The following is a 26,397-nucleotide window of genomic DNA, read 5'->3' on the forward strand; positions in this document are numbered from 1 at the left end:
CGTTCCCCTTTTCGAATGCAATTTCCTTGTGCTGCTTGCTTATACTTGTGTTGTCGGACTACAGGGTCGCTATTTTCGTATTTTGAGCCCTGCGTGGGGCAGGTCCGGACAGAGAATCCGTTATTTAGCAATCTAACGCTCGAAAGTGGTCATTTTAGCTATAATAACGGATGCTGAGTCCGCTTCACCCGCTTAGGGTGCGAATCCCGTGAAAATAACGGCCGCTGTGTCCGCCAACTCCCCGTTCTGTTCGCCTTGTCGCAGCTGCGCTAGCGGGATAACTCGAATCGGTACGTTCCCGAGCCTGCTTCGATTTTCCAAGCGTCGGCTTCCTCCGCCACCGAGAAGATGCCCTCCGCCAGCTCGGCCGGTCGACCGCTTTCCCTTAACGGGCCGCCGATGGCCTTTGGCACGAAGATCGTTGCAGTTGTATTCGCCGGGATCTCTACCGTATGGGTGAAGCCGTCATCCGTCTTCTCCCATGCCGACCCGATTCGGCCTCGGACGGTATCAATCGAGCCGCTCACGCTCGTCAGGTCGCCTAGCGGATATGGCTTGATCATGCTCGTGCGGTACCCGTTCGTACTCGCCTTGATGCCCGCCAGATGCTTGTAGAACCAATCGTCGATCGTACCCAGGAAATAGTGGGCGTAGGACCGCGTTTCCGCTTCCCACGCTTCCCAGAACGACGTGCCGCCGACGGCCAGGCAATAGCCCCAGCTCGGGTAAGTCGTCTGATTCGCGATCTGGAAAGCGAGTTCGCCTTGCCCATGCTCCGTCAGGACCGGGGCCAGATACTTTGTGCCGAAGCAGCCCGTGTCGAGGTGCCCGTTCGTCCGCGTCCGAATATCCTCCGCCAAATGTTCGATCACGCGGGGAAGACGCGCATCGGGCACCGCGCCGAAGGCGACCGGGAGCACGTTGGACGTTTGGCGGTAACCCGCTTCGATTGGCGTGCGGTAGACCTCGTTCTCTGCATCGTAAAACTTTTCGTTTAACGCAGATTTCAGCCGCCCTTCCGCAGCCAGGAACGCCTCGCGATCCGCGTGCTCACCCAGCACGTCGGCGATCTTGGCCATCAAATTAAAGGAATGGAGCACGTAGGCAGTCGCCAGCAGATCGCCGCCCTCCGGGCCGATGAAAGGCCCCGGTACCGCCCAGTCCGCATAGCTCTCGTCGGTACTCGTGCCGTCGACCAGCCGATCCCATTCATACTGCAAATACCGCTTCATGGCTTCGTAATGTTTGCTAATCGTTTCGCGATCCCCGTAATATTCGTACAAGGTCCACGGGATGACGACGAACGCAGACATCCACGCGGGCGTGGGGGTCATGTACAGGAAAGGGCCCGGAGCCGTATGGCAGACCGCGCCATGCTCATCCTGCGAATCCGCGATATCCTGCACCCATTTGCCGAAAAACGTCGTCATATCGAAATTCATCGCCGCGCACTCGGAGATCGCTTGCGCATCGCCCAGCCAGCCGCGCTTCTCGTGGAAAGGCGTATCGGTCGGTATGCTGTGAAAATTGTTCAGCATCGTATCCGCCATCGCCTGATGAATCCGGCCGAATAACGCGTTCGAGCTTGCAAAGCTGCCTATAATCGCTACGTCATTATGAAAAACCTTGGCCTCCAGCTGAATATTGCCGAGCTCGCATGCGCTCTCGATCTGGATATAACGAAAGCCTTTATAACTGAACTTGGGCTCCCAGCTTTCCTCTCCGCCGCTCTTGCAGACATACACATCCTCTTGCGCATTCTCCCAAAACTGATGGTCGTAGCCGGCCTTCCATATATCCAAACGGCCATCCGCTCGCTGCATTTCACCGTAGATCAGCTTCACGCTGGCTCCCGGCTGCGCGGTAAGCGTCAATTGCGCCCAGCCCGTCGTTACCTTGCCGCAGTCGTAAACGAAGACATTGGGCTTGGGATTCGCGACAAGCACGAATGGAACGGTCTCGACCACGCGGATCGGCGGGACGAATGCGGCTTCAATCGTGCCTTCCGACGGCGTCATCGCGTTTACGGGAACCCAGTTCTCGCTTGCAAATCCTGCCTTGTTCCAGCCGTCCTGCTCGTAGCGCGCATCGTACTTATCGCCGTACCAGATGTTATCGTCCCGGGTCGGACCGTCCGCCGTTAACCATGAGCGATCGCTGACGACCACGCCGCTCGATCCATCTGCGTAATCGATCTGCAATTGCAGTAAAAACTTCGGTTCGATCGTTCCTGTACCGGGCTCGGGCTTGCTGAAATTGTCGCCGATCCAGTCTTTCCCGTACGCATAATACCCGCGCCCCAGCTCGACGCCGATACAATTGCTGCCGGAATGCAATAGCTGCTCGCCTTCGAACGTTACGTAATACACGCGTCTCGGGAATTGCGTATAATCCGGCTGCAGCAGCCCGTCTCCCAGACGCTCGCCGTTTAAGCGCAGTTCAAAATAACCGAGACAGCACATATACAGCCTGGCACGCTTGACGGCCTTCGCAACGGGGAATTCCTTGCGGATGAGCGGGGCCGGACCTCTTCGCTTAATCCTTCCCCACGGCTGGTCGCCAAAGTCGGCGATCACCTTCGCGGGCTGCCAGTCCTTCCCCGGATAATCGGCAAGCTTCCAGCTATCCTCGGTTGCGTATGAGGCAACCCAAGTGGAATCGGTGGAGATTCTCTCGATGGAGCCGTCTTCATAATGGAACTCGAAGCTGCCGATAAAGCCCGCATGGACGGAGTCCGCGTACGCGACTTCGCACGCAAGACAGTTATCCCCTTCGTTCAGCTTGGCACTGAAATCGATATAATAAAAAGGCGAGGACCAGTCCTGCTTCCATCTCGTATTCTGCTTGGCAATCGTGCTTCCGTTGACGAACAACGTGAAGAGACTCCCGCAAGTCCCGTGGAAGATCGCTTGTCGAATCGCTTTATGCGAGGGCAGACGAACGACTTTTCGGAATGCAATCTTAGCATCCGCTTCTTCCTTCTCGAGGGCGATCGACGTATGCCAGATCCAACGGCAACCCTCCAGCGGATTATAGCTCGAATTGCCGCCAATCCACTCGCCCCGCCAATCTTCGGCATGCAGCAAGCCCGTTTCGAACCAGGCTGCGGCGCTCCATTCAGAAGCGACGCCGTCACCGTCCCACACCATTACCTTCCAATAATAACGTTGACCGGATACCAGCCGGCTTCCCGCATATCGAATTTGCAGCGTCTCGTCCGAAGCCACTTCGCCGCTATCCCAGGCTCCTCCGACCGAACGATCAAGCTGCGTCTCATCCTTATCGACAATTATGCGATAGCTCGATTGCCGCTGCGCTCGCTTGGAAGCATCCAGCTTCCAACTAAACAAGGGCTGCATCGTGGAGATCCCCAAAGGATGGACGGTATTGTCCGTCTTCAAATCGTAAGCGGTTACAGCAGCGTATGATCGACTCATCTCGTTACCTGCCGTTCTTTAAGGTTAGAGGATTATGCCCTTTTCACGAAAGCGTTTAACATAAGAACTGTTTAATTAAAATCGTTAGACCTGCTTCAATCATCAGGTAAGTTGTCTGACCAATTTAATGATAATATATGTGATTTCACATGCGCCGTCAATGTATTTCCGGCTAATCGTCGTTTGGAATCCAATCAGATTCCAAACTCAAGGAGAACCCTCCTCCATTGACGGAAGATAGAACGTGTTACCGATATCGGCATCGCATCCGGTTAGCTTGTAATGCGGGCCGGACTCCTTGTTCTCCTCGATTGCAATCCCACGGCAAATCGTGCTCGGACGACCAGCGTCGCTGCCAAACCCGTCTCGCGAGTTGTCGTACGTATAGGCAAGTACCTCCGCCCCATCGTAGACCAGCTCGTAGAAGATCGGGTCGCCTTCTATAGTATATTGCGTAATTCGTACCTGATTCGCCACGCCCGTTTCGAGGTTCGCCAGGAACAGCTTCCACTTATCGAGATTGTACATTTTTCCGTGAACGTTCACCACGTCGCCATTCTCAACGGCTTGTTCGACTTCATAAGGATCAGATGCTGCTGGGAAAGGTGTTGGTTTCGCCTTTGGAATAACCGTTCCACCGGGTGCGGGAGCGGTAGTCGGGTTAAATGAATTCGCGCCAGTTGTGCCGGATTTCTCCATGCAGCCAGTTAGGAGAAGGAATGAAGCGGTTATTGTTAACGCCCATTTGTTCATTAAATGTCACCTCGAATGTAATAACGTAATAGAGGGGATAAATGTTTTGGGTTAGTCTCCACTTCCTTTCAGTGTTATTTAACAAGAAGACGAACTTTCCTTGAAAAACTGTCCCAGTCACCACCGTATCCAGAGTTCATTTCCCATCCGGCTGCTTTTAAATCAGCTCCTAAGGTCATTAGTCGTTTAATGATGTCGCTTTTCAATTCTGTGCTTGAGGAATTAGGATATGCAGGGTATCTCAAGAAATAGATGCTTAATCTACGCAGATCTTCTTCTTGGGTCTTATTAATCAGTCCAGTGTCTTTACCTGTTTGTAACAAGTAAATAATGCTTTCATTAACATCTTCTATTTTTTCGATTACCTTGTCCGGTTCTTTCCAATTCGCGTTATTTTGGAGTTCGATCGCATTTTCCAGTTGAACCAGATCGCCCTGCAGCCCAGAGGATAGATTGGAGTAAACGTTTGTCAGGTGGTTCGACTTCAGATATAAATAAGTGATTAAAACAAGATTTAGTAAGATTGAACAGATGAATATTATTTTCTTCGCCAACTCCATCACTCCTTTCCATAATTTAGATGCAATTTATTAAGTTATGTTGCGATAATCTTGCCAAATTGCTTAGGCATACTTAAATCAACTGGATTCTGAAAAAGAACGCAAAAAGGCCACTAAAAACCTACCGTCCAAAGACTGACAAGGCTTTATAGTGGCTCCGATGCCATTACGTTTTAATCTATTAGGCCGGCGCTGGCACCGAGACTTCGAACGAAGCGGTGTCCTCTTTAATCTCGACGATTACTTCGGCCGATAACTTCACGCTCGTGCTTTGCCCGGGTGCTACAGGCTCCGACGTGCTCATCGCGAACTTGCCCGGGGGCAAGTGCAGTTCGAATACGCCCTGCCTCGGCTTAAACAGCATTTTTTGGCCGTTCACGGTGTTCCTCACCGACAATATTCCGTTAAAGTTGGCCGGATCGGTTGCCATCACGCGCGCTTTTACGTTGAGTGGCGGTAAAATTAGGCGCGAGGGCTCTGCTGCAGCTTCTCCAATTTTTATTATCGGCTGACGATCCAGAAGCCATGCCTTGCCGTAAACGAGTACTGATTCGGGTTGATAGTTGCCTCTATCAAAGTAGGCATATTGGACAAATCTGACGTTTACTGGAGAACCAATACTCGTATAAAACGGACTTAACTTTACGTTGCCCTCCCAAACTGGATCGCCTTCGGCGGTCTCTATTGCAAGGCGCGACAGTGTCTGAGCCGCATCGCGCACCAGCCATCGCTCTACGCCACGATCAATTGCAGCCCTTCGAGGCGTTATAGTGTTATACCATAAAAGATCCGGGTTGCCGCCATGGCGCAGCAGCTCTTGAATCGTATCATAACCGGCAGCTCCGGCAGCATAGTAGAAAACATCCGTTGACACTTCGGCTCCATACTTTATCAAAAGACTGACCGTATCGTAGGATGGCATGACCGTCGGTCGCGGAATCGGTTCATTCATGATGATTGGGTACTTTTTAAAGGTTTGCTCCAATAGCGTATACGGGCTATCGCAGACTTTACTATTTGCATCAAGTCCATGTTTGAGGAGCACTTCCAGCGTCTCGGTCGCCTGCTTATCGCTTGGGTAAAGCAGCGGAACAACCTGTGCTTGCTTATATGTGCCTCCCCGATTCAACAGATGCTCTGCGATAAGCGGTCGGTGTTGCTGAATGGCGTAATCCAAAGCCGTCCAGTCGCTAGAAACGTTGATCTTCGCATTTGCGTCGAAACCGATGTCAAGGAGCTTCTGCAGCTTTGCCGCATCTTCTTGCATGACCGCGTTATATGCCTGCTCGTTAAGCCTCTGACGGCTGTAGCTGAATGTAAATCGCTTGTTTCTGTCGTCATAGCTCCATACATCGTATTCTAAAACGCCAACGGCCAACTTTGCGGGTATGTAAAGCGTTCCATTGATAAGCTTGGGAGAATATTCGAGCTTGGCCGTCTTTCCGTTAATGACTGCATTTGGAGAACCGATCGTTCCGGCTATGCTACGGTCTTCGAGCTTGGCGGAGAAGGCGTTTTTCTGCAGCTGAAAGACTGCGCCGACGCTTTGGAAAAATGCGCGAGCCGGCACCATCAGTACCTGGCCGAGTCGAACGGTCTGAAGCTGAAGGGTTGCTTGACGATCGGAAACGTTAAGAGACGAGATCGATGACGATAATGCCGCTGTTGGGGTGGCGGACATTGCAGATACAGGTTGTACTGCAAGCAGCAGTGCGACGGCTGTTGCCGTTGACAAGCGTAGTCTAGCGATTTTCATTTGGGCCCCCTGGCTATTTAATCCACTTCCATTATATAGTGAATGCGATTCATTGGCACTAGATTAATGCAGACAGAAATAACCCGCAAGCGGACACTTGTATCAAAGTGCCGATCTTGCGGGTCACGTTTCAGCTTGGTTCGCTCATTTATTTCGTCAAGATGTTCAGCAGCCGGTCAACCTCTTGCGTCCAATCCATTCCGATCATCTTCGCATCCTGCAGCATCAGCCCGTTAACGACCGATAGAAACAAAATCAATCGTTTGTAAGCATCGCCCTCTGCGAATTGTCCCTCCTGCTGCCCTCGGACAAATATAGGGATCACCCGCTCGATGGTATCCTGCGGGGAATAACGCTCGATAGCTTCTCTAGCCTTGCCCGGAACGCCTTCGGACGTAAGTGCCTGTTGAACGAGCAGGAAATATTGCTTGTGTTCTTCATCCAACAAATGAAGCGTAAACGCCCTAAGCTGCTCAAGAGGAGAACCTGGCAACTTTCCGATATTCTCGATGGCGCTCCGGGATTCCTCGATCGCCTCTTCCACCAGAAGCCCGAAAATCTCGTCTTTGGAATTAAAATAGCGATACGATAAGCCCTGACTGATGCCTGCTTCCTCCGCGATCATGCTCATCTTCGTGCCGGAAAGGCCTTTCTCCGCAAATATTTTAAGAGCCGCCTTTTTAATCTGATCTTTGCGTTCGTCGATAGCTTGATCGGCTTGCGCTCTTGCTATTCTTGGCATTCGTTATCCTTCTTCCTATTCGCAAGTCGTTCTGTCGGGTCAAGCCCGAGTAATGCGGGTTTGAGACTCGCTCGCTTCCCACAGCTTTTTGGCCGCATCCATGCTGCCCGCTTGCGCTGACGGCGTTTTTGTTTGCTTGTCATAGTAATACCGCCCGCTCTCCAGATTGTGGGCATCGGTATCCGCCAGCCATACAAGCGTCTCCGCACCCTTCTCCGGCGCCTGGGCAAATCGCTTCATGACGGCCATCGTCATCCGGGCCAGCCGTCCGTTGTCTTGATTGAAGTTCGTGTCGACGAGTCCCGGGTCGAAACAGTAAGCGGCAACATTGGTGCCTTGCAATCGCTTCGCCAACTCGGCCGTAAATAAAATATTCGCCAGCTTTGTTTCGGCATATCGGAAGTTAGGGCCGCCCTTCAATTTGCCCCAAAATCCGAAACAACGCTTGCCGTTCAAGTCATCGAAATCGATGCCTTTCCTGGCCATCTTATGGCCGTGGGACGACGTCGTGATGATCCGGGCATGTTCGCTCAACTTCAGTTTATCAAGCAGCAGTGTCGTTAACAAGAACGGCGCGATGTGATTGACCGCCCAGGTCATCTCCAGTCCATCCTCCGTCAGTTTATGGTCAACGAACATGGCGCCGGCATTATTGATCACCATATCGATCCTCGGACACTTCGACGACATCTCGTCTGCCGCTTGCCGAATAGAGCGCTGCGAGGACATGTCGGCGATAAAAACATCCACCGTAATCTCAGTACTGGAACACTTCCTTAGCTTAGCAGCAACCTCATTCGCTTTGGCCGCATTGCGCGCAACGATGCCCAAATTCGCACCTTTGGCCGCTAACGCGTGCGCAGCCGCCAAGCCGATCCCGCTCGTAGCTCCCGTGATAACGATATATTTACCTTTTACGTTGTGACCATCAGCATGTTGAATTCCGCTCATAGGAATTCCTCCTTGTTAATTAATGAATGAACGATTCATTTGATTATATTGTATGAACGATTCATTCATTTGTCAACAGGAAGAAATATAAAATTTCGAGCCTAAGTAAAGAACAGAATCCCATGAGCGCATGCTCACGGGATCCGTTCAATAAGTTAGCTTCAAATTCGAATCCCGTACAAGGAACCGCCGTCGACTCGGTACCATGCGTCCAACCGGTATTGCTGCGCGCTCGGCTCACTGAGTACATGCTCGCGGTATTCTATATATCCCGATCCGCTTAAAGAATATAAGATTTTACCTGCCTTCGCGGAGTAAAGGTACGAAATGCCATCAACCTTGTATATGACCGTGCCTTCCGGGATTCCTCTTTTATTGTAGAGCAACTCTCCCTCCCCAGGCCATTGATGTTCAATCATACCGTTCTTCCACTCGTTCGTTACGGTTGATCCATCGACCTTTAAACTATATACAACGCCATCGACCGTTATCATGGCTTTGATTACCTTGCCACCAGAGCCGGCAGCATCGTAAACCTTGCCCTGGCTCTTATCCTTACGGCTGAACAACCATAGCACTTTATCGCCTGTTTGTTTCCATAAAATAAAATTTTGGTCAAAGTCAAGGATCGTTCCGTCGAAGTGGTAAAGCAATGTTTCCGGCTTTGGAGTCGGCGTGTATTTTACAGCGGAGATCGTCCCGCTCTGCTTGGGACTTGTATTGCCGGCGGCATCGACTGCGACCAATGAAAAGAGATAGGACGTCTTTGGAGACAATCCTCGAACCTCGTAGCTGTGTACAGCCCCGTTCACGGTCGTTAGCAACGTATTGTTTTGATAAAGCAAGTACTTGGCTATCCCCGACTCATCCGTAGCTGGCAACCAACTCAGTTGCAAGCTGGTAGAAGTCACATGGGAAAACGCGAGCACATCGCCCTGCGGCCAAGCTGGCGCTGTGGTATCCGTTGGTGCTTGAGATTTGACAGTAAAGATCGTATCGCCCAACAAATAGCGGAGCTGGCCACCGACCCATTTTGCAACGCCCGCGTCGCCCGCAATTTGCAGCGTCTTGCCGATCTGATGGTTGTATCGATACAATTTTCCTCCATTTGCAATAATCAGGGTGCCGTTATGATCTAAAGCATAAATGTCAGCTTCCGTATCAAAGTTAGTTGCTTGCGTCACCGCACCTTCCGGGGATCGCAAATAGAACTGTCTTACCTCACTTGCGGTCGGCTCTTGAAAGGCGATCCAGCCCCCGTTTACTTCATAGCCTTTATGCGGCATCAAACGTTCCGTAGTCGTTCCATGAGCGACTTCGGTCACAATTTCGTCAGCGTACTTCATCAGACTGCCGTCTTCCAATGTGAACAGAATAACCGCTCCGTCTGTCACCGGGCCGCGCGGTGCTCCCGTATAAGTGAAGGCAGCCGTCGTGCTGTCCGTTAACGGGTCATACCTTAAAATGGAATCGTTTTGCACGCCGTTGTTGTCCGGCTCAAGCAAAATAGTGCCGCCCGGTTCCAGCTCAAAGCTGTGATCGAATGGATACGCAATACTGCGCGTTGTGCCTAGCTTGGTATCTATCCAGTGGAGCGTTCCCGCGTCCGAAATCGCCACATAGTTCCCTCTTGCCTGCCAAGGCGATCCCGACTCTACGGGGACAGACATCAGCTTTTCTCCAGTCCACCAGAACAGCTTCATTTCATACCAGCCTGTGTCGATGACAAATGCAGCTCCGGCAGGCGTAAGCTTAAAACCTTCCGATCTGTCCGTCGTAACGCCATTCAGCAGTCCGGTCTCCGTTCCATCTAGGCGGTCTTTGATCATTAATGCACCGTCCCGAAGGAGCAGCATACGGGACTCATCCGCATCCAGGATTTGCGAGTCTGACTCGCGCTCCAGCTCTACCAATTCGGGACTGGATTCAACATGAACGGTACGGGTGACATTTACGCGATGATTGTCATCGCCGCTTGGCGTGCTGCCATCCGAGATCGAATATCGGATGTTCAGCGACTTGCCGTCATACGGCGTAACATCAAAAACGCGGTCGAACTTGCCTGCCCCCTGGTCACTCTCGATGATATCCGGATTTCGGGGATCTACCCCTATTTGCACTAAAAATGAAGGCTGCGCGAGGTCGTCTTCGGCTTCAGCGATGACATGCAGGCTATTATTGCGGATAACGGCGTGATTGGTTGATGGTTCCAGCCGCGTCACGACCGGGGGCTCGTCCACAATTTCTGCTATGCCGGTTGTGGAAGCGGCTTCAGCGACAGCCGTGCGAAAGGACAGAAACAGCGCTAGAATCAGTAACCCGCAAGCCAAATGCGTAACCCTTTGACTCATTTCATTTCACTCCCATGGACGTTTTTATTAAACGTACCATAATCAGGGAAATATAAAATTACGCTGATGAACCATATTGCATGCCCTCCAAATCAGTAGATACAATGGATATTTCGCACACTACTCATGAACGCCACCCTTCTTTTTTACGCGCTCTTCCATTTTTCATCGAGACGGCTATAATCTAGTTGACTACTTGAAGAAATCCAGGCCATCTGGCGGACATAGGAGGCTCGCAAAGTATGCGCAAACGCACCATTCCCGGTATCGCTCAGTCGTGTTCGGTCATCGTCATGGGCGGCGTCGATCTCGGGACACGCCTCGACGAGCTTCAGTCGATGCGGCTCCTGGATCTTTATGCGGACGCAGGCGGCAATATGGTCGATACGGCCGAAGTATACGGCAATTGGGTTCCGGGCAAGACGAATGCAAGCGAGATCGTAATCGGCAAATGGATGAAATCGCGCGGGAACCGGGACCGTATGATCGTGACCACGAAGGGCGGGCATCCGGACCTGGGATCGATGAATGTCTCCAGGCTTCATGAAGCCGATATCAGAGCCGATGCCGAAGGCAGTCTGCGCCGGCTGCAGACGGATGCGATCGACCTCTACTGGCTGCACCGCGACGACCGGACGATCCCGGTATCCGAGCTGCTCGGTTCCCTTGGAAGGCTGGTCGAAGACGGAATCATACGAGGCTTTGGCTGCTCCAATTGGGAGACCGATCGTATAATTGAAGCAAATCGGCTGGCGTCTCAGCAAGGTTTGCCGTTATTCTCCGCCAACCAGGCTTGGTGGAGTCTCGCGAGCTTGGATAAGTCACGCATCGAGGACCCGACGGTCGTCGTATTTGACGAAGACATGTACCGTTATCATGCGGAAACAGGCATGCCGCTATTTGCCTACTCTTCTCAGGCCAAGGGATTGTTCTCTAAAATGGAGGCAGCCGCAGCGGCAGGGAAGGTCTTTGATGCCCCTCCGTTGTATTCGGTTTCCGCGAACACGAACCGATTCGAGCAAGCGCGCCGCATCGCCTCGGAACGTGCCGTGACGATCTCGCAGGTCGCGCTCTCCTATATCGTCTCTCGTCAGTTTCCTGCTTTTGCCGTCGTTGGCGCTTCTAACGAATCGCAGCTGTCGGACAGTATGGGCGCCGGCGTATTGATTCTTGATGAAGTAGAGCTAATAAAGCTTGATGGCGGACAGTACGTCGAATAAAGCAAAAGCCTCGTCCCTTCAGCAGGGGCGAGGTTCTTGCTTTGTTCGCTGCAAAAAAGACGCCAATGTAATAGGCCTGCCGATCGGTCGGCAGGCTTCATAAGTCGTATTAACGGCTTTTGTCCAACAACGCTAATTCTTTTAAAACTTCATTTATATCGCGTTCTGGATTTAACGCTTTGATCATTTCGACCGTAATAGGAGCCCCATTATATATTTGCCCTACGATATCTAACGATAACGACAATTCAAAGTAGCCTTCCGCGAATTCTACAAAATCCTCGGGCGTTTGGAATATGCAACCGACGAGAAAATCAGAACCATCGTTCTCTCCATCCGCGAATTCTACATCTCCCTTGCGCCAGGCCGAGTCGCTGCTTTCTCTCCAAATGCAAAACGTCACATCGTCTTTTTCCAAGGTATCGTCTTCGAGCAATCGCAGAAATGCTTCGGGAACGTCGTCATAGATTCCTTGTACAACGTGATGTTCGTCCTGCGCATAGGGGCTGAATTCAGATTCATGATCGAAGCCCTTCAATATACATCCGTCCCGGGAAAACAATATGAACAGACGATCGCCGGCGCCATTCTCGATTTTCGCCATACTGACGTTCTCATCCCATTCTTCAACGAGGCTGTGATATCGAAGCCAATCCTCTTGACAGAGAATGATATTAAGAGCCGCTTGAATTCTCATTAGCTTTTTTAGATTGGCCGGTTCTGGTATACGGTTTAATACGTTTGCTCCCATTCATACGCATCCTTTCATCTTTTCTTTTAAAGTTCATGACGGGATAATGAAAAGATACCTTGTTCTGCTCCGAAACGATATTACCAGCCCAACAAATGGACTACAATCCTTTAACCGTACAACCCTAAAAAATGATTCTCATTTTTAACCTTTGTTCCCGTTCGGACCAGGCATACCTCGGCTTACCCGATATTGCGCCGGGGTGACGCCGAACTTTTTCTTAAAAACACTATGCAGATCAAGCCGGCGGAGCGCAATACAGGCTGACGCTATCGGCCGCAGTCGGTTCGATTGCTTGGTATCGCGACAGCGCCAGTTCGTTCAGCGGCACGGCCAGCCAAAATGGGTCCGCAATCTCCGGGGACTTCATTATCCGTGCCGACAACGCCTGGCAAAGCTCCCTGATAAGCCAGAATACGCATTCGACGGCCGATCCGCTGAACGTCTCGCTCGGTCAAACGTTCCAAACGTCCGCGCCGTTCGACCGCGTCAGCATGACGATCGGCACGTATGCGACGAGCAGTTCAGGCTTCAACGCTGCGCTGTATCAGGACGTGGGCGGCCGCTGGTCGTTGAAGGTCAAGCAGTCGTTCGAAAATGTTCTCGATAATTCGGAGGTTATCATGAATTTCGGATCGCAATCGGCCGGAAAATATTTGCTGGAAATCACCTATAAATCCGGCTCGATCAGCTGGTATCGCCAAGCATCGGATGTTTACACCGGCACCGGCCTATACGCGCTGACGGATGGGAGTCCCGTCGCCGGCGACCGCCAATTCAGCGTCTACCGCGGCAAATACCGGATTGAAGTGCCTGCCGAAAGCGTCGACGTGACCATCGATGCCGGGAATCGCTATATCATTCCAAGTTAAGCAAGGAGTGACCCTAAAATCTTTGTAAACCAAATAGCTAATAGAATCATTGAATTAACTGAATAGGATAATGCCAGTTTCCTTAATATTCATAGAGCTCCTCCTTCTACATCCTATTATTAGGTGATTGTGAGTTTGGCATTTTCAACGAGCGGAACGAGAAGACTATATCTTCGGAGCGCATGCCGCGCAAAGTTGTTTTTTTGTCCACTTTGTCTACAATCGTCCGAGATCATTCTTTCCGATAATGCCACTACAATAAAAATCTCTCCTTAATCATTTCGGCAACTTCATGAGCCATAAGTGCCGTATTATTTATTCTTAAATAGTTTTCCTTTTTAATTTCCCCTTCGAACGAGTTTAATCGATGTTGTTCCATTGTTTTTCTCAAATCTCGTTCGGAGCGTACAACATCCCTCTTCGTCGGTTTGTGCTCCAGCCTATGCGGGGTCTTGTTACGCGCTACTCTTTCCTCCAGATCGGCTTCAAGCTCCACGAAATAGACTGCCGCACCTTTTTCTTCGAATACGTTAACGATTTTATCGACGTAGTCCCAGTCGCTCTGCAGATCGAATCCCCACACGTAAGTGAATATCATGCCATCCATATCGCTTGCGGCGGCCGCCTCAAAGATGTCCTGACGAAATTTATTCGCTAACCTCCACATCTCCGGACTAAATCCAAAATAGGGAACCAGCAATTCAATTGTCATATGATTATGAAATAGCTTTAAATCCGTTATTTTCTCCAGTTCGTGCCCCACAGTCATTTTACCGACTGCTTGAGGGCCGTATAACAAAACGAATTTCAAACTTAATCACCGCTTTCAAGGGTTATGAAACGCTTTTCAAAAATCCGGTCATGAGTTATTTGGATGCGGGAGCGGTTCCTTCCAAATTTATACGCCTAACGTTTAATGAAGTTGTACAAAAACAGGCTCCCGGCTCAATAAAAAAGAGCAGCTTGCCTACAAGGCAAACTGCTCCAGCGTGAGACGAAAATGTCTCGTGCGTTTTTAAAACCTCATTTAGCGTCACCGGTTGTCCCGTTATGCTTGTGTTGATAGGCTCGCATCATGACAACCGTCGCCATTTCGCGCGTGACGGAGCCCTTTGGATCGAATAGGCCGTTCTGTCCTTACATCAAGGAACTCGACGCTGCCGTTTGCACATCCGCTATTGCCCAGTCCGAGACGCTCCCCAGATCGCGCAGCGGAGTGGCCGGCGTTGCCGGTTGAAGATTCAAAGCTCTGACGATGACCGAAGCCAACTGCTCGCGCGTAATTGCATCGTTCGGTTGGAAATAGCCATTGTAGCCGTTCACCAGTCCGGCATGGGAAGCCGTATTGACATAAGTGTAATACCACTTGGACTTGGGCACATCCTTGAAGCCCCCTACATTGTCGGTCGTAGCGGTCACCTCCTGAATGGAGACGAGCAGCTTCGCGAATTCAGCACGTGTCAGATTGGCTTTTGGGTTCAGCTTGCCGTTGCTCCCTTGAACGAATCCTTTTCCGACTGCATCCGTCATTGAATCGTAAGCCCAGCTCGAGATCGCGTTCGCATCCGAGAACAGCTTATTCATGTCAACGTTCCCGCCGCTTTCGGCGCCTTCGACCGTGTATGAGACATAAGTGGTGAAGTGATTCGTTTTGACGATCAGGTTGTCGCCTTTCACGAACGCATAGGTGATTTTTTCGGCTCCCTTCGTCGCTGCGGCGCCTTGCGAGTCGTCGGCATACACCGGAATAGGCACCCATTTTCCGTCTTCTATAAAGCCGGCTTTCCGGTCTTTTGCGTTTTGGAACGTAAGCGTTACAGGTACGGAAAACATGAAGGATTGATCCTTCGCCCCTAGAACGAAGGCGCTATCGATCTTCTTCAGTCGTTCTGCAGAGGCAAGGCCGCCTTGAACGAGCGCTTGAAGCCCGCTATCCGTCGTATCAAGCTTCGTGAAAAGCTCGATGGCGCTTCCGCCCTTCACCAATGCTTCATGTTCAGGAATTTCGAGCGTGAGATCGCCGCGTTTAACCGTAATCTTAGGCATATCTTTCAATACAGCATTGAGATCGAGTAAGACCTTTGGCTGAATGTCCGGTATGTTGACCTGGATGCCGTTGGGATAGGATTTGCCGGCTTCTACTGCGAAAACAAAATCTTTCGCAGCGTTCTCGGAGACATTGACCACCGTTGCAGTCCCAGCTGCGCCTCCTGAACCGGTCGAATCGCCATTGTATGGATGGCCCAGATCGGCGCCAAGATCGGTCGTATAGCGCCACTGTACGCTATCGCCGTCCTTTAACTGATAAAGACTGGCACCGTAATCCGGGTACGTCCCGTTGACGTTATACATCCAACCGCTGAGATTTCCGTGATCGAACTCGCCGTCGCCGGCGATCGATTGTACGTACACGCTATTGTATAACGGCGTGTATTCATATTTGTAAGCAATCTGCTTGCTATCTAGCGCGCGTGACAGTACGGTCCATACGGTATCGCCATCCTGAAGCTCAACGCGCTCCGGGACGATCACATAACCTTTGCCTATCGTGTTTTTGTCGATCGACAACGTTACGTGTCCGGTTGTGTTTCCGCTGCCTCCGCCGTTTGAAGGATCCGCGGATTTCTCGGCATAAGCGATAAACTGGGTAAAATGCTTGGTCTTGACGATCAGATCTTCTCCGCTGTCGTACGCGTACTCGTCTTTGCCCGTTTCCATGCCGGCCGCGTCATCGGCGACCTTTTGAATCGTGTGGGCTTGATCGTTTTCAACGTATGCGGCATTCTTTCCCTTCAAGCCTGTGAAGGTCAGCGTGATAAACCTGTCGAACGTCACCCGATTCGTTCCGCCCATCGCGAACGCCTTCGCAATGGAATCCAGCTTCATGCCGCTTGCCACGATGCCGCCGATCTTCTCGTTTAGCGTCGGGTCAGAAGCGTCGACGGTCGTGAGCAGTTCTACCTTGGATGGATCGCCGCTCTTAATCTGCGTGCCTTGCGGAATAAAAGCGGACACGTTCCCCTTCGATACGGCTAACGCTGGAAGATTGCTGTCCGTCGCCGTATTCAGGCTAACCTTCGATCCGGAATCCGCTGGGATCGTAACCGTTACTTGCTTGTTCTGGTCGTAAGGATAGAGCGTAAGGCTGTAATCGTGCGTGTCCAGCGGGATATCGACGACCGGCGTCAAGCCATCCGGCAGCGGCAAATCAATTACTTTAGGTGCTGCGGGATCGACGGCATCCGTCATATCGTACAGCCGATTCTCGCTCTTCGTATAGCGATCGTATGCGATGAGCGCATAGGTGCCTTGGTCGGTCGCTATGCTGTCTACTTTGCCAGTCAGTACGTGCTTGAAGCCGCCATCGGGAGCGCCAAATGACAATAACGCCTCCAGAACGGACATGCCTTGCTTGACGAATCGCGCATCCGTCGCCGAATCGATGCCCAGAGCGGATAGCGCCGTAACGACCTGCGCGATGCTCTCGCTGCTGGTGCTTCCGAAGTTCGTAAAGCTGCCCAAGTTGTTCTGTTTGGCAGACAGCCAGACGATCGCCCGATCGATCGCCGCTTGTACCGAATCGTCAGACGCGTAATACGGTGCGAGCGCCTGCATCGCCATCGCGGTCAGATCGACATCGGCCGTAACCGTGCTGAAGCCCCAGCCGCCGGCCTGTTCGGTGCCTTTTTTCACTTCATTGTTCAGAATATATTGAATGAGGTTTTCCCTGGTCGCTTGGTTTTTGCCTTGCGCGACGGTCGGGAACGCATAGCCTCGCGTATCCATCGCGATCAGCGCCCAGATCGGACCGTTGATGCCTTGCTTAAGGACATAATCGTAATCGGACAGCGCCTGTGTCGCGTCAAAGCCCCCGACGTCATGCGGATCCTTGGCGATCGAAGCCAATCCTAGTATAAGTCGCGAGTGCTCTGTGCTCTTGCTCTTATCGAGTACGCCGTCGTTCTGGGCGACTAACGAATTGATTTTCGCCGTGACATTGTCGGAATACTTCGCATAATAGCTTGCAGGTATATCATAATGCCCGCGCGCGAGCGACAGTACCGACCATTCGCCCCCGAGCGTACCGAAGGTCGGTTCCTTTACCATATTCGCAATCCAAGTGAGATTTTTGCCGAGCTGATCTCCGACGATGCCCGACAAGTCATAGTAAACCGTAAACGTGCGAAGAGCCGAGTTGCCTGCGTTATCCGTAGCCGTAACGACGATCGTATTGGCGCCCACGATCAGGTTGGCCGTATATTGATTATCCTTGGGCGTAAGCGCGGTGCCGTTCAACTTCACCGCCGGGATGATACCAGGCGTGCCCGCGTCGGTCGCGGTTACTTGAAAGCTAAGCTGCTTCGTATCCGCATATGACTGGTCTTCAGTGCCGGCGATCGCGAGCTCCGGCTTGACGACATCCCATCCCAGTCCGTCGGCCAATTCCGTTAATGCCTGATCGACGCTAACTTGCGTGCTCTCGATATTTTCAAGCACTTCATAGGCATGCGAGTACAAGACAGCTATTACCGGATCGGCAAGCATCGTGTCTCTGGCAGGATCGCCATTGATCTTGCCGATCAGCGCCGTCAATTCATCCTTATCCGCCGAATCGATATAGCCGAACCCCCACGAAGTGTCCAGATCAGCGCCGTAGCCCCATACCGTAAACTGCGTTCGGACGACGTCTCCGTCATGCGGTTGGTAATTCGAGAACCCGTAGGGGGGGAACTGGTCGTTGACTTCATACATCCAGCCCGACATAGGGGTATAGTCGAATTCGCCGAGCCACTCGGAATCCTGCCGCCCGACGAGCGTCGCTTTGCCTAACGCGATTTGTTCGAGTATGTAGGCCGGCACATGCGCTGCTTGCTCCGAATCTCGCACATCGGATAAATAAAATGCACTGTCGATGGTTCCTGTATGCTTGATGTTATCGTCGCCCAAAGCCCGGGCGATAACTGCCGCGCCATTCTCTCCAGCATAAAAAGGTACGCGTGTCGGCTCCAGCTTGTAGCCTTGCCCCAGCGCGAACTTCTCGACACTCAACGTGATATAGCCTTCGAGCGCTCCCGCAGCCGCAGCGGTGCCAATTGTTTTAGCGCCGGCCGCAAACAACGAAAACGCGACACTTAGCGTGAGCAGCCAGGTCGTTATTTTTCTCATCATGGTGTAATATCCCTGCTTCCCATTCGTTATGCTTGCCGATTCGCGGTGTGAACGCAATAAAAAGAACCTCTTAACGGAATCGTCAAGAGGTTTTAAACAGAGATCGCCAAATATACAGGCAGCCTCAATTAAAACACCCCCTATCGCTCGTAGAGTTGTCGGTGTACATTTCCGGCAGGTCTTCTGGCTCGAGAATCATCGTCCCATGCCGCCTTCCCGGATCGTCCAGTGGCGTGTGGCATGAAGCTCATCTCTTACAGCGGCGGGACCGCGCGGGAATTGCACCCGCTTCCCTTTTACCCCGTCCATAACGCTGGTTAGCAAATCATGACGGGCACCTGAAATGAAAAATATTCAATTAGACTTGATCATCATAGCGGAATATCATGCCTTTGTCATGGATGGTTTTTGGCATTTTTATGAATACCGCAAAACAGCCCGAAGACCAAAAGTCTCCGGGCTGAATCGATGACGCAAGCCTGTCCGCGCTTATAGACGCCATCCAGGCAGCATCGACTTCGTATTTTGCAGCATGCGGTCGAACAATTGCTCCGCGCGATCGCGCGGTATCGTCACCAGCGGATCGTTCACAAATGCCTCCAGCGCCAGTCTTTTATCCTGCTTCAGCGCGGCCAACAGCGTCGTCTCCTGATTCGTGACATGACGCAGCACCATCTCATGAACGGCGTCCGGCAGTCTGCCGGCTACGACCGGGCGAACGGAGTCGTAGGCGAACACGGCATTCGTCTCCACGACCGCGCCGGCCGGAAGATCCGTCGATTGTCCGCGGTTCGTCAGGTTCACGTTCGTGATCAACTCGCCCATGCCCAGCAGCGATTTGATCATGTCGATGCCCTCTTCCCCGGTTGGCTTCAGCGTAAAGCTAACTTCTCCGACAGCCAACCGGTCTCCGTCGGCATGCAGCTTCTGCTGATTTTGGATACGCCAGTCGACCTTCGTCAAGCTGAACTTCCAATCCCGGACCGTCTCCGGATCCCGGAGATACTGATCGCCCGGCATAAACTCGGCCAGATGCCGGTCTCCGGCGGCTGCGATAACGCCGTACCGGCGGAACAGGTCGAACTTCACCCGTTGCGCCGACGCAAAGTGATCGTTGAGCCAGTGACCCTTGCGGCTGCCTTCGAACCCTTCCTCGTAAAATTCGTCGACAAAATCCTTATAGAGGGGAAACAGATCGATCCCCTGATAAGACGCCTGGTCCAGCCAAGTAAAGTGATTGATCCCGAGCACGTTCACCTTGATCTCCCTGCGGTCCACCTTGGCAATCCCGAGCTTGCGCTCGACCATCTGGGCAAGCAGATGCTGCGTTCCGAACACCTCGTGGCAGCAGCCGATCGCCTTAACTTCCGGGAACACTTCGTACAGCGTTCGCGTGCATAGCGTCATCGGATTGGTGTAATTGATCACCCACGCCTTTGGCGCATGCGCCTTGATCGCGCCGGCAATCTCGACATACTGCGGAATCGTCCGCAGCGCGCGCAGAAGTCCGCCCGGGCCTACCGTATCGCCGACGGACTGATAGATGCCGTATTCTTCGGGCAGATGAACGTCGGATGCCATCAACTCGAAGGAGCCGGGCAAGATGGATATGATGACGAAGTCCGCGCCCTTGAGCGCTTCCTCCAATGTTCGGGCGGCTTCGTACCGCCACTTGCCCGGCGCATCTTCCCGCTCTGCCAGCCTGTTACCGATGACCGCGTTTTGTGCTGCTGCATCGTATTGCAGATCGTACAGCCTGACGACGCCCGACAGATTCGGCTCCATCGCCAGGTCGCTCATCAATCCCCAGGCCCAGCCTCGCGAACCGCCGCCGATATAGGCAATTTGTAAGTCTCTACGCTTCTCTCCGCTTGCTTGTTGCATGGCCGCACGCTCCTTATCCTTTCAAACCTGTGGTAGAGATGCCTTCTACAAAGTACTTTTGCGCAAAGAAGAACAGTAAAATACATGGCAGAACCCCGGTCACCGACATCGCCAGCACCTGGTTCCATGACACGACGGACGAGGCGTCAAGCGACATGCGCAGGCCAAGCGACACGGTGAAGTTTTTTACGCTGCTGATGTAAATAATCGAGTTGAAAAAGTCGTTCCAGGTCCAGATGAACTGGAAGATGCCGACCGAAAAAATCGCGGGCTTGCTCAGCGGCAGAAGGACGCGAATGAGCACCATAAACGAATTGCAGCCGTCGATGATCGCCGCTTCGTCCAGATCTCGCGGCAGCCCGCGGAAAAACTGAATGAGCATGTAAATAAAAAACGCGGAAGTCGCAAACCCGGCCGGCACGATAAACGGCAAATAGGAATCCAGCCAACCCAGATTGCGGAACAGAATGTAGCGCGGGATGATAATCGTCGATTCCGGCAGCATGAGCGTGGCCATCATGAGCGAGAACAGCAGCGTCTGCAGCGGAAAACGAAAGCGTGCGAAACCATAGGCGACCAATACGCTTGAGGCGATCGTCAGCACGACGGTCGGCACAACCAGCTTAAGCGTGTTTAAGAAGAAATCGGAGAAGCCGTACTGGCCGTTCCCCTTCCAGCCGAGCTGGTAGGAATTCCAGACATACGTATGCGCAAAGAGCTTGCTGGAGCCGAAAATATCCTCGTTCGTTTTAAAGGAAGAAACAAACAGCCAGATCAGCGGGTAAATCATGATGAAGCCGAGGACGATGAGCAGTACGTAAAAGCCCGCCCGTCCCAGCGCGCCGCGCCGTGCCATCGTCATTTGGCCTTCCCCCCGTCCTCGTAGTACACCCATCGGTTCGATGTCCGGAAGATAACGGCGGTAACGATCATAATGATGATGAACAAGATCCACGATAGCGCCGATGCATATCCCATTTTAAAGAACGAGAACGCTTCTTGATAAAGCTTGAGCGCGTAGAGAAAGGTTGACTTCATCGGCCCGCCGCTCGTAATGACAAATGCGCCCGTGAACTCCTGGAAGGCATTGACCATCTGCATGACCAGGTTGAACAGCACGATCGGCGTGAGCATCGGTACCGTAATCCGGAAAAACATGCGCGTGCGCGAGGCGCCGTCGATCGAACCGGCTTCGTACAGCTCGCTCGGGATCTGCTGCAAGCCGGCAAGGAACAGCACCATCGAGGATCCGAACTGCCAGACGGACAGCAGGCCCAGCGTATAAAGCGCGATATCGGGATTGCCGAGCCAGTCGATCGGACCGATGCCGATGGCGCCCAGCGCATTGTTTACGACCCCGTCCTTCATGAACAGAAAGCGCCAGAGCACCGAGATCGCTACGCTGCCGCCGAGAATGGAGGGCAGATAATAGACCGTGCGAAAAAAGTTGATCGCCTTCAGCTTCGCGCTTAAGATCAGGGCGATGAACAGCGCGAACGCCAGCTTGACCGGCACGGCCAGCAAGACATAGATCGAGGTGACTTTTAACGACTGGCGGAAGTCCGAATCTTCCGTCAATATTTTGCGATAGTTGTCCAGACCGACCCAGTGCGGCGGATTGATCATATTGTAATCCGTCAACGAATAATAGAATGAAGCGATAAACGGATACAGTTGGAAAGCAAGCAATCCAATGATCCACGGAAGCACGTAGACGAGGCCGATCCATTGATAGTTCTTTTTGCTCCTCCAGGACACCGAGTCGCCATCTCCTTTCTAACCGGTTGACCCACAATCAAGCGGCGGAAGCAAGCAGAGCGGGAATAAGCCTCTTCGTTCCGCCGCCTTGCGTCAACCTCTACCCTTCAGCTCTTCCAGCTTTTTTTGCAGCGTCTGGATTAACGTGTCAGCCGCTTTATCCGGCGTCAGCTTGCCGTATGCAGCCTGCTCGATCACGTCTTGCAGGACGGCCGACACTTCCGAATTGGTCGCCACGACGCCATCTACGATGCCGGCGCTAGCGAGTCCGTCCGCAACCGCCTTGGTAACGGCAGGATCGATCTTGCCGGCTGCAAGCGCCGCTTCCTGCGCGGACTTGGAAGCCGGCGAGGAACGGACGTCGCCCAGCAGAACCGCCGCATCGGGGTTGGTCAGGAACCAATTCAGGAATTTGACGGCTTCATCCGTATTCTTGCTCTTGGCATTCACCGCGACGAGCTGAGACGGACGAACCAGCTCTGCCGTATCTTTGCCATCCTTCGTGACTGGCGGCAGGGCGGTCGTGACGACGGTTCCTGCCGGCAGCACCGATTTTAAAGTGAGCATGGTGCTGCTCATCGCCGGGATCATCGGAATGTCGCCATTGATCCACTTCGTGTTCTGCTCGGTTTTGCCGAAGAACAAGTCGGCTTCGCCGAGCGGCTGATAGACGCCGGCTTCCGTTGCCCGCTTAATCCAGTCGAAGCCCGCAACCGCGTCTTCCTTGGCGAATCCGAGCGTGTAGTCGTTATTCACCCATTGATTGCCCGTGCGCTGCTTGAGAATGTTGGTAAAGTCCTGCATGACCATGCCATGGTCCGCTACGAGCAAATATTTGGTTTTGTCGCTATCGTGCAGTTTCTTGCCGGCTTCGTACAACGAGTCCCAGTCCCACTTGATGTCGGTCGGCACGCCGAGCTTGTCCGCGGCGGTCTTGTTAATGACAAGTCCGTAGGCGTTCACGCCTGTCGGCAGCCCGACCACCTTGCCGTCGTAGGTCCCGAAGTTTTTGAGAAAATCCGCATCGAAGCTGTCCAGAGACATATTCGGCTCCTTGCTGAGATCGAGGAAAAAGCCGCTCTTGCTAAGCTCGGTCATCCAAGGCACATCGAGTTGGATAATATCGGCCGCGGTGGCGCTGGCCAGCTGCGTCTTCACTTTCTGCTCATACCCGTCGAAGCCTTGGTACTCCGCTTCAATCGTGACGTTCGGCGCCACCTTTTTGTAGGCTTCGATGGCTGCCAGCGTCGCTTTATGACGGTCGTCGCCGCCCCACCAGCTGAATCTGAGGGTGACGTCCTTGGCTTCGCCTCCGCTTTGCCCCGCATCCGCGCCGTTTGCGCCCTCATTGCTTTTCCCGCAGCCTGCCAGCAAGCCAGCCGCTAATACAGCCGTCATCGTAGCGGGAATCCATCTCTTCCGACTCATTCAAATCTCTCCCCTTCACTTGATTGGAAACGCTTCACTCATTATAAAAACGTTTTCTCGTGTTGATAACGCATCCAATCTTCGATTGTGGGTGTCATCTTTCAAGTGTTTTTATGGTGAGGGTATCCTTATATCGGTTAACGTATCCTCATTATACAAGTTGATCCCGGAACACCGTAAAGGCGTTTACATGTGCGCTTTGGTGCTATAATAGCTAGGAAAAACGACATCACAGAGGTGTTAGCCCGTGTATAAGCTGCTATTGGTAGACGACGAGGCCGAGGCCCGCGAAGCGCTGTCGCTTTACTTTCCCTGGCATGAGCTTGGCTTCGAGGTCGCGGGTCAAGCGGGCAACGGGCGGGAAGCGCTCGACATGATCGCTTTGCAGGGGGACATCGACATCGTTTTAACGGACATCCGGATGCCCGTCATGAATGGCATCGAGCTGGCCGAGGCGATCCGCGAACGCAAGCTGGACATCGAGGTGCTGTTCCTCAGCAGCTACCGGGAGTTCGAATACGCGCAAAAAGCGCTCAAATATCGCGTGAAAAATTATATCGTGAAGCCGGCGAAATACCAGATGCTGATGGACGTATTCAGCGAGCTCAAAGCGGAAATGAGTACCTCACGCCGCGCCGAAGAGACCGCCGGCTTGTCCGCTCGCACTCAGATCGGCGAGGAAGGTCTCGTCATGAGCAAGATCAAGGCGTATTTGCAGGAAAATTATCGGACGGCTACGCTCGAAGAGGCGGCAAAGCTCGTCCATATGAACGCCAACTATCTGAGCTACCTGTTCAAGCAGAAAGTCGGCGTTAACTTCACCGATTACCTGATCCGCGTTAAAATGGAGGTCGCGCTGAGGCTGCTGGCGGACGTTCGTTATAAGACGTACGAGATCAGCGAGATGGTCGGATACAGCAACGCGAAGAACTTCACAAGAACGTTTAAAAGCTACTATGGCAAAACGCCCAGCGATTATCGGAACGGATTCGAGCATTCATGAAGAGACGCTATTTTATCAAGCATCTGGCGACCTTCGTCATCCCCCTGCTCATTCCGCTTCTTTTGCTCGGCTCTGTGTCCTTTTTCACGTCCCAGCATGAGATGAAGGCCGATATCAACCGCAGCAGCCAATTTCTGCTGACGCAATCGCAGCGGCAGATCGAAATGATCCTCGACGAGCTGGATACGCTTAATCTCGCCCTTTATCAAAATGCCAAAGTATTTAACGAACTGGCCAATGTCCTGCGCAGCCCGAGCTACTCTTACGAAAGCTCGTCTGCCTATCAAATTATAAGCGGATATATGACAGCGCTCACAAGCTCGAAGCCCTATATTCAATCCGTCTACTTTTACATCGATAACCCGAACGGCCGCTTCCTGTCTTCGGTCGACGGGCTGTCGACGTTCGCGCATGCGACGGATATCGCCTGGTTTGACGAATTTATGGCCTATGACGGACCGCCGCACGAATGGACCACGAGGAGATCGACGAAGCAGCTTGGCATGCCGGACACCGTGACCATTTCCAACGTGATCTCGGCTCGTCATATCGGTATTTTCCTGAATATCCGGCCGCAATATATCGAGCGCATTTTGCGCAGTATCACCACGTACGACGGACAGAAGCTGCTCGTGCTGGACGAGAACGATGAGATCGTTTTTTCCAACGTCCCGGCCGCTTCGATAGGCGAGTCGGAGCTGCAGCGCGTGGTCGGGGAATCGTCGCCGTTTTTTGACATGGAGACGGACGGCGGGAAGGAAAATGTCACCCAAGTGGAATCGGCCCGTTATAAGTGGAAATATGTCTCTATTATCCCCCACTCGTCCTTGTATCGCACGCCGTCCCGTATTTTATCGTTTACGATCGTTTCGGCCAGCGTTTCCTTCGTGCTCGCGCTGCTCCTGACCTATTACCTGACGCACCGCAACTATCGGCAGCTGCTGGCGATCACGACGCTCATCCGCTCGGCCGAGAACAACCGGGCCCCTTTGAAATCGCCGGTCGACGTGCGGGACGAATATGCGTTTATTACGCAAAATATCGTAAAGCATTTTATCGAGCATCGTTTTGTCGAAACGCAGCTGTCGGAAAAGAAATATCGCCTGCAGGCGATGGAATTGCAAGCGCTGCAGGCGCAAATCAATCCTCATTTCCTCTACAACACGCTGCATTCGATTTATTGGGAATCGGTCGGACTGACGGGCAAGCCGAACAAGGCAAGCGAGATGATCGAGCAGCTGTCCGACATTTTGTCGTACTCCTTCAGCAATCCGAACGAGCGCGTGACGTGGGAAGAAGAGATTGCCAATACGATCAATTACGTGAGCATCCAGAAGCAAAGGTACAAAAACCTGTTCGATGTCATTTTCGAATACGAAGAAGACATTCGCGGGTTGATCACGATGAAGCTGCTGCTCCAGCCGCTGATCGAGAACAGTATCTACCACGGACTTCGAGAAAAGCCCGGCGGCGGATTGATTAAGGTAAAAATATTGCGTCGTGCAGATGCGCTTCGAATTACGGTGATCGACAACGGCCTGGGCATGGAGCGTGCACGCTTGTCCGAGATCCGACGGCGCCTACGCCAACAAGACGATGCCGGAGCCCATATCGGCTTGCGCAACACGCACAAACGGCTGGCGCTTATGTACAACGAGAGGAGTCAGTTTCGCATCCTCAGCAAGCCCGGCTTGGGTACGGTGGTGTCCATCGTGATTCCGGCGGCTCCGCCGGCTATAGATGAATCGTCTCCATGATCGAT

General features: G+C 52.6%; 19 protein-coding genes and 1 riboswitch. Of the genes, 4 read left to right on the forward strand and 15 right to left on the reverse strand.

All coding sequences use genetic code 11. From position 1 onward, the window contains the following. Positions 1-269: 269 nt before the first annotated feature. The 7 genes from ACFOTD_RS17870 to ACFOTD_RS17900 form a co-directional block, all read right to left on the reverse strand. Positions 270-3,437, reverse strand: coding sequence for a family 78 glycoside hydrolase catalytic domain (locus tag ACFOTD_RS17870; RefSeq protein WP_378121096.1), 3,168 nt, complete (start codon positions 3,435-3,437; stop codon positions 270-272). A gap of 207 nt (positions 3,438-3,644) precedes the next feature. After that, complete coding sequence (locus ACFOTD_RS17875; RefSeq protein ID WP_378121098.1) at positions 3,645-4,190, reverse strand: DUF4362 domain-containing protein; 546 nt, start codon at positions 4,188-4,190, stop codon at positions 3,645-3,647. Between the two features lie 74 nt (positions 4,191-4,264). Then, positions 4,265-4,744: a hypothetical protein gene (locus ACFOTD_RS17880; protein WP_378121100.1), complete on the reverse strand. Its 480-nt coding sequence runs from the start codon at positions 4,742-4,744 to the stop codon at positions 4,265-4,267. A 187-nt stretch (positions 4,745-4,931) separates the two neighbouring features. Next, the gene (locus tag ACFOTD_RS17885) at positions 4,932-6,506 is read right to left on the reverse strand and encodes a stalk domain-containing protein (RefSeq protein ID WP_378121102.1); all 1,575 of its coding nucleotides are present in this window, start codon (positions 6,504-6,506) and stop codon (positions 4,932-4,934) included. Positions 6,507-6,654: 148 nt separating this feature from the next. Further along, on the reverse strand, positions 6,655-7,248 hold the full coding sequence (locus ACFOTD_RS17890; RefSeq protein WP_378121104.1) for a TetR/AcrR family transcriptional regulator: 594 nt from the start codon (positions 7,246-7,248) through the stop codon (positions 6,655-6,657). A gap of 39 nt (positions 7,249-7,287) precedes the next feature. Beyond that, a complete protein-coding gene (locus ACFOTD_RS17895; RefSeq protein WP_378121106.1) occupies positions 7,288-8,199 on the reverse strand; it encodes an SDR family NAD(P)-dependent oxidoreductase in 912 nt (303 codons plus the stop codon). A gap of 161 nt (positions 8,200-8,360) precedes the next feature. Next, a complete protein-coding gene (locus tag ACFOTD_RS17900) occupies positions 8,361-10,550 on the reverse strand; it encodes a fibronectin type III domain-containing protein (protein ID WP_378121108.1) in 2,190 nt (729 codons plus the stop codon). Between the two features lie 242 nt (positions 10,551-10,792). On the opposite strand from ACFOTD_RS17900, the gene ACFOTD_RS17905 reads away from it, so the two are divergent. Beyond that, complete coding sequence (locus tag ACFOTD_RS17905) at positions 10,793-11,770, forward strand: aldo/keto reductase (protein ID WP_378121110.1); 978 nt, start codon at positions 10,793-10,795, stop codon at positions 11,768-11,770. 109 nt (positions 11,771-11,879) lie between these two features. Here ACFOTD_RS17905 and ACFOTD_RS17910 read toward each other — a convergent pair whose 3' ends face one another. Further along, on the reverse strand, positions 11,880-12,521 hold the full coding sequence (locus ACFOTD_RS17910) for a hypothetical protein (RefSeq protein WP_378121111.1): 642 nt from the start codon (positions 12,519-12,521) through the stop codon (positions 11,880-11,882). Positions 12,522-12,759: 238 nt separating this feature from the next. Then, complete coding sequence (locus tag ACFOTD_RS17915) at positions 12,760-12,906, reverse strand: hypothetical protein (RefSeq protein ID WP_378121113.1); 147 nt, start codon at positions 12,904-12,906, stop codon at positions 12,760-12,762. A 109-nt stretch (positions 12,907-13,015) separates the two neighbouring features. Here ACFOTD_RS17915 and ACFOTD_RS17920 point away from each other — a divergent pair, with 109 nt between their 5' ends. Then, complete coding sequence (locus ACFOTD_RS17920) at positions 13,016-13,393, forward strand: hypothetical protein (RefSeq protein ID WP_378121115.1); 378 nt, start codon at positions 13,016-13,018, stop codon at positions 13,391-13,393. A 253-nt stretch (positions 13,394-13,646) separates the two neighbouring features. On the opposite strand, the gene ACFOTD_RS17925 is transcribed toward ACFOTD_RS17920, so the two are convergent. The 6 genes from ACFOTD_RS17925 to ACFOTD_RS17950 form a co-directional block, all read right to left on the reverse strand. Next, the gene (locus tag ACFOTD_RS17925) at positions 13,647-14,204 is read right to left on the reverse strand and encodes a DEAD/DEAH box helicase family protein (RefSeq protein WP_378121117.1); all 558 of its coding nucleotides are present in this window, start codon (positions 14,202-14,204) and stop codon (positions 13,647-13,649) included. A 326-nt stretch (positions 14,205-14,530) separates the two neighbouring features. After that, entirely contained in the window at positions 14,531-18,562 is a 4,032-nt protein-coding gene (locus ACFOTD_RS17930; RefSeq protein ID WP_378121119.1) for a DUF4430 domain-containing protein, read from the reverse strand. Between the two features lie 156 nt (positions 18,563-18,718). Next, positions 18,719-18,919: riboswitch (cobalamin riboswitch) on the reverse strand. 132 nt (positions 18,920-19,051) lie between these two features. After that, a complete protein-coding gene (locus ACFOTD_RS17935; protein WP_378121121.1) occupies positions 19,052-20,446 on the reverse strand; it encodes a family 4 glycosyl hydrolase in 1,395 nt (464 codons plus the stop codon). A gap of 13 nt (positions 20,447-20,459) precedes the next feature. Continuing rightward, the gene (locus tag ACFOTD_RS17940; RefSeq protein WP_378121123.1) at positions 20,460-21,308 is read right to left on the reverse strand and encodes a carbohydrate ABC transporter permease; all 849 of its coding nucleotides are present in this window, start codon (positions 21,306-21,308) and stop codon (positions 20,460-20,462) included. Beyond that, a complete protein-coding gene (locus ACFOTD_RS17945) occupies positions 21,305-22,204 on the reverse strand; it encodes a carbohydrate ABC transporter permease (RefSeq protein ID WP_378121125.1) in 900 nt (299 codons plus the stop codon). Before ACFOTD_RS17945 ends, ACFOTD_RS17940 begins: the two co-directional genes overlap by 4 nt. A 93-nt stretch (positions 22,205-22,297) precedes the next feature. Then, positions 22,298-23,632, reverse strand: coding sequence for an ABC transporter substrate-binding protein (locus tag ACFOTD_RS17950; RefSeq protein ID WP_378121127.1), 1,335 nt, complete (start codon positions 23,630-23,632; stop codon positions 22,298-22,300). 247 nt (positions 23,633-23,879) lie between these two features. Here ACFOTD_RS17950 and ACFOTD_RS17955 point away from each other — a divergent pair, with 247 nt between their 5' ends. Both ACFOTD_RS17955 and ACFOTD_RS17960 read left to right on the forward strand, forming a co-directional pair. Then, on the forward strand, positions 23,880-24,635 hold the full coding sequence (locus ACFOTD_RS17955) for a response regulator transcription factor (protein ID WP_378121129.1): 756 nt from the start codon (positions 23,880-23,882) through the stop codon (positions 24,633-24,635). Continuing rightward, complete coding sequence (locus ACFOTD_RS17960; RefSeq protein WP_378121130.1) at positions 24,632-26,392, forward strand: cache domain-containing sensor histidine kinase; 1,761 nt, start codon at positions 24,632-24,634, stop codon at positions 26,390-26,392. The genes ACFOTD_RS17955 and ACFOTD_RS17960 overlap by 4 nt, the downstream gene beginning before the upstream one ends. The last annotated feature ends 5 nt before the right edge of the window (positions 26,393-26,397 follow it).

Origin of the sequence: Cohnella sp. GCM10012308 (assembly GCF_042649185.1) — a bacterium.
In the GTDB taxonomy this organism is placed as follows: Bacteria; Bacillota; Bacilli; order Paenibacillales; family Paenibacillaceae; genus Cohnella.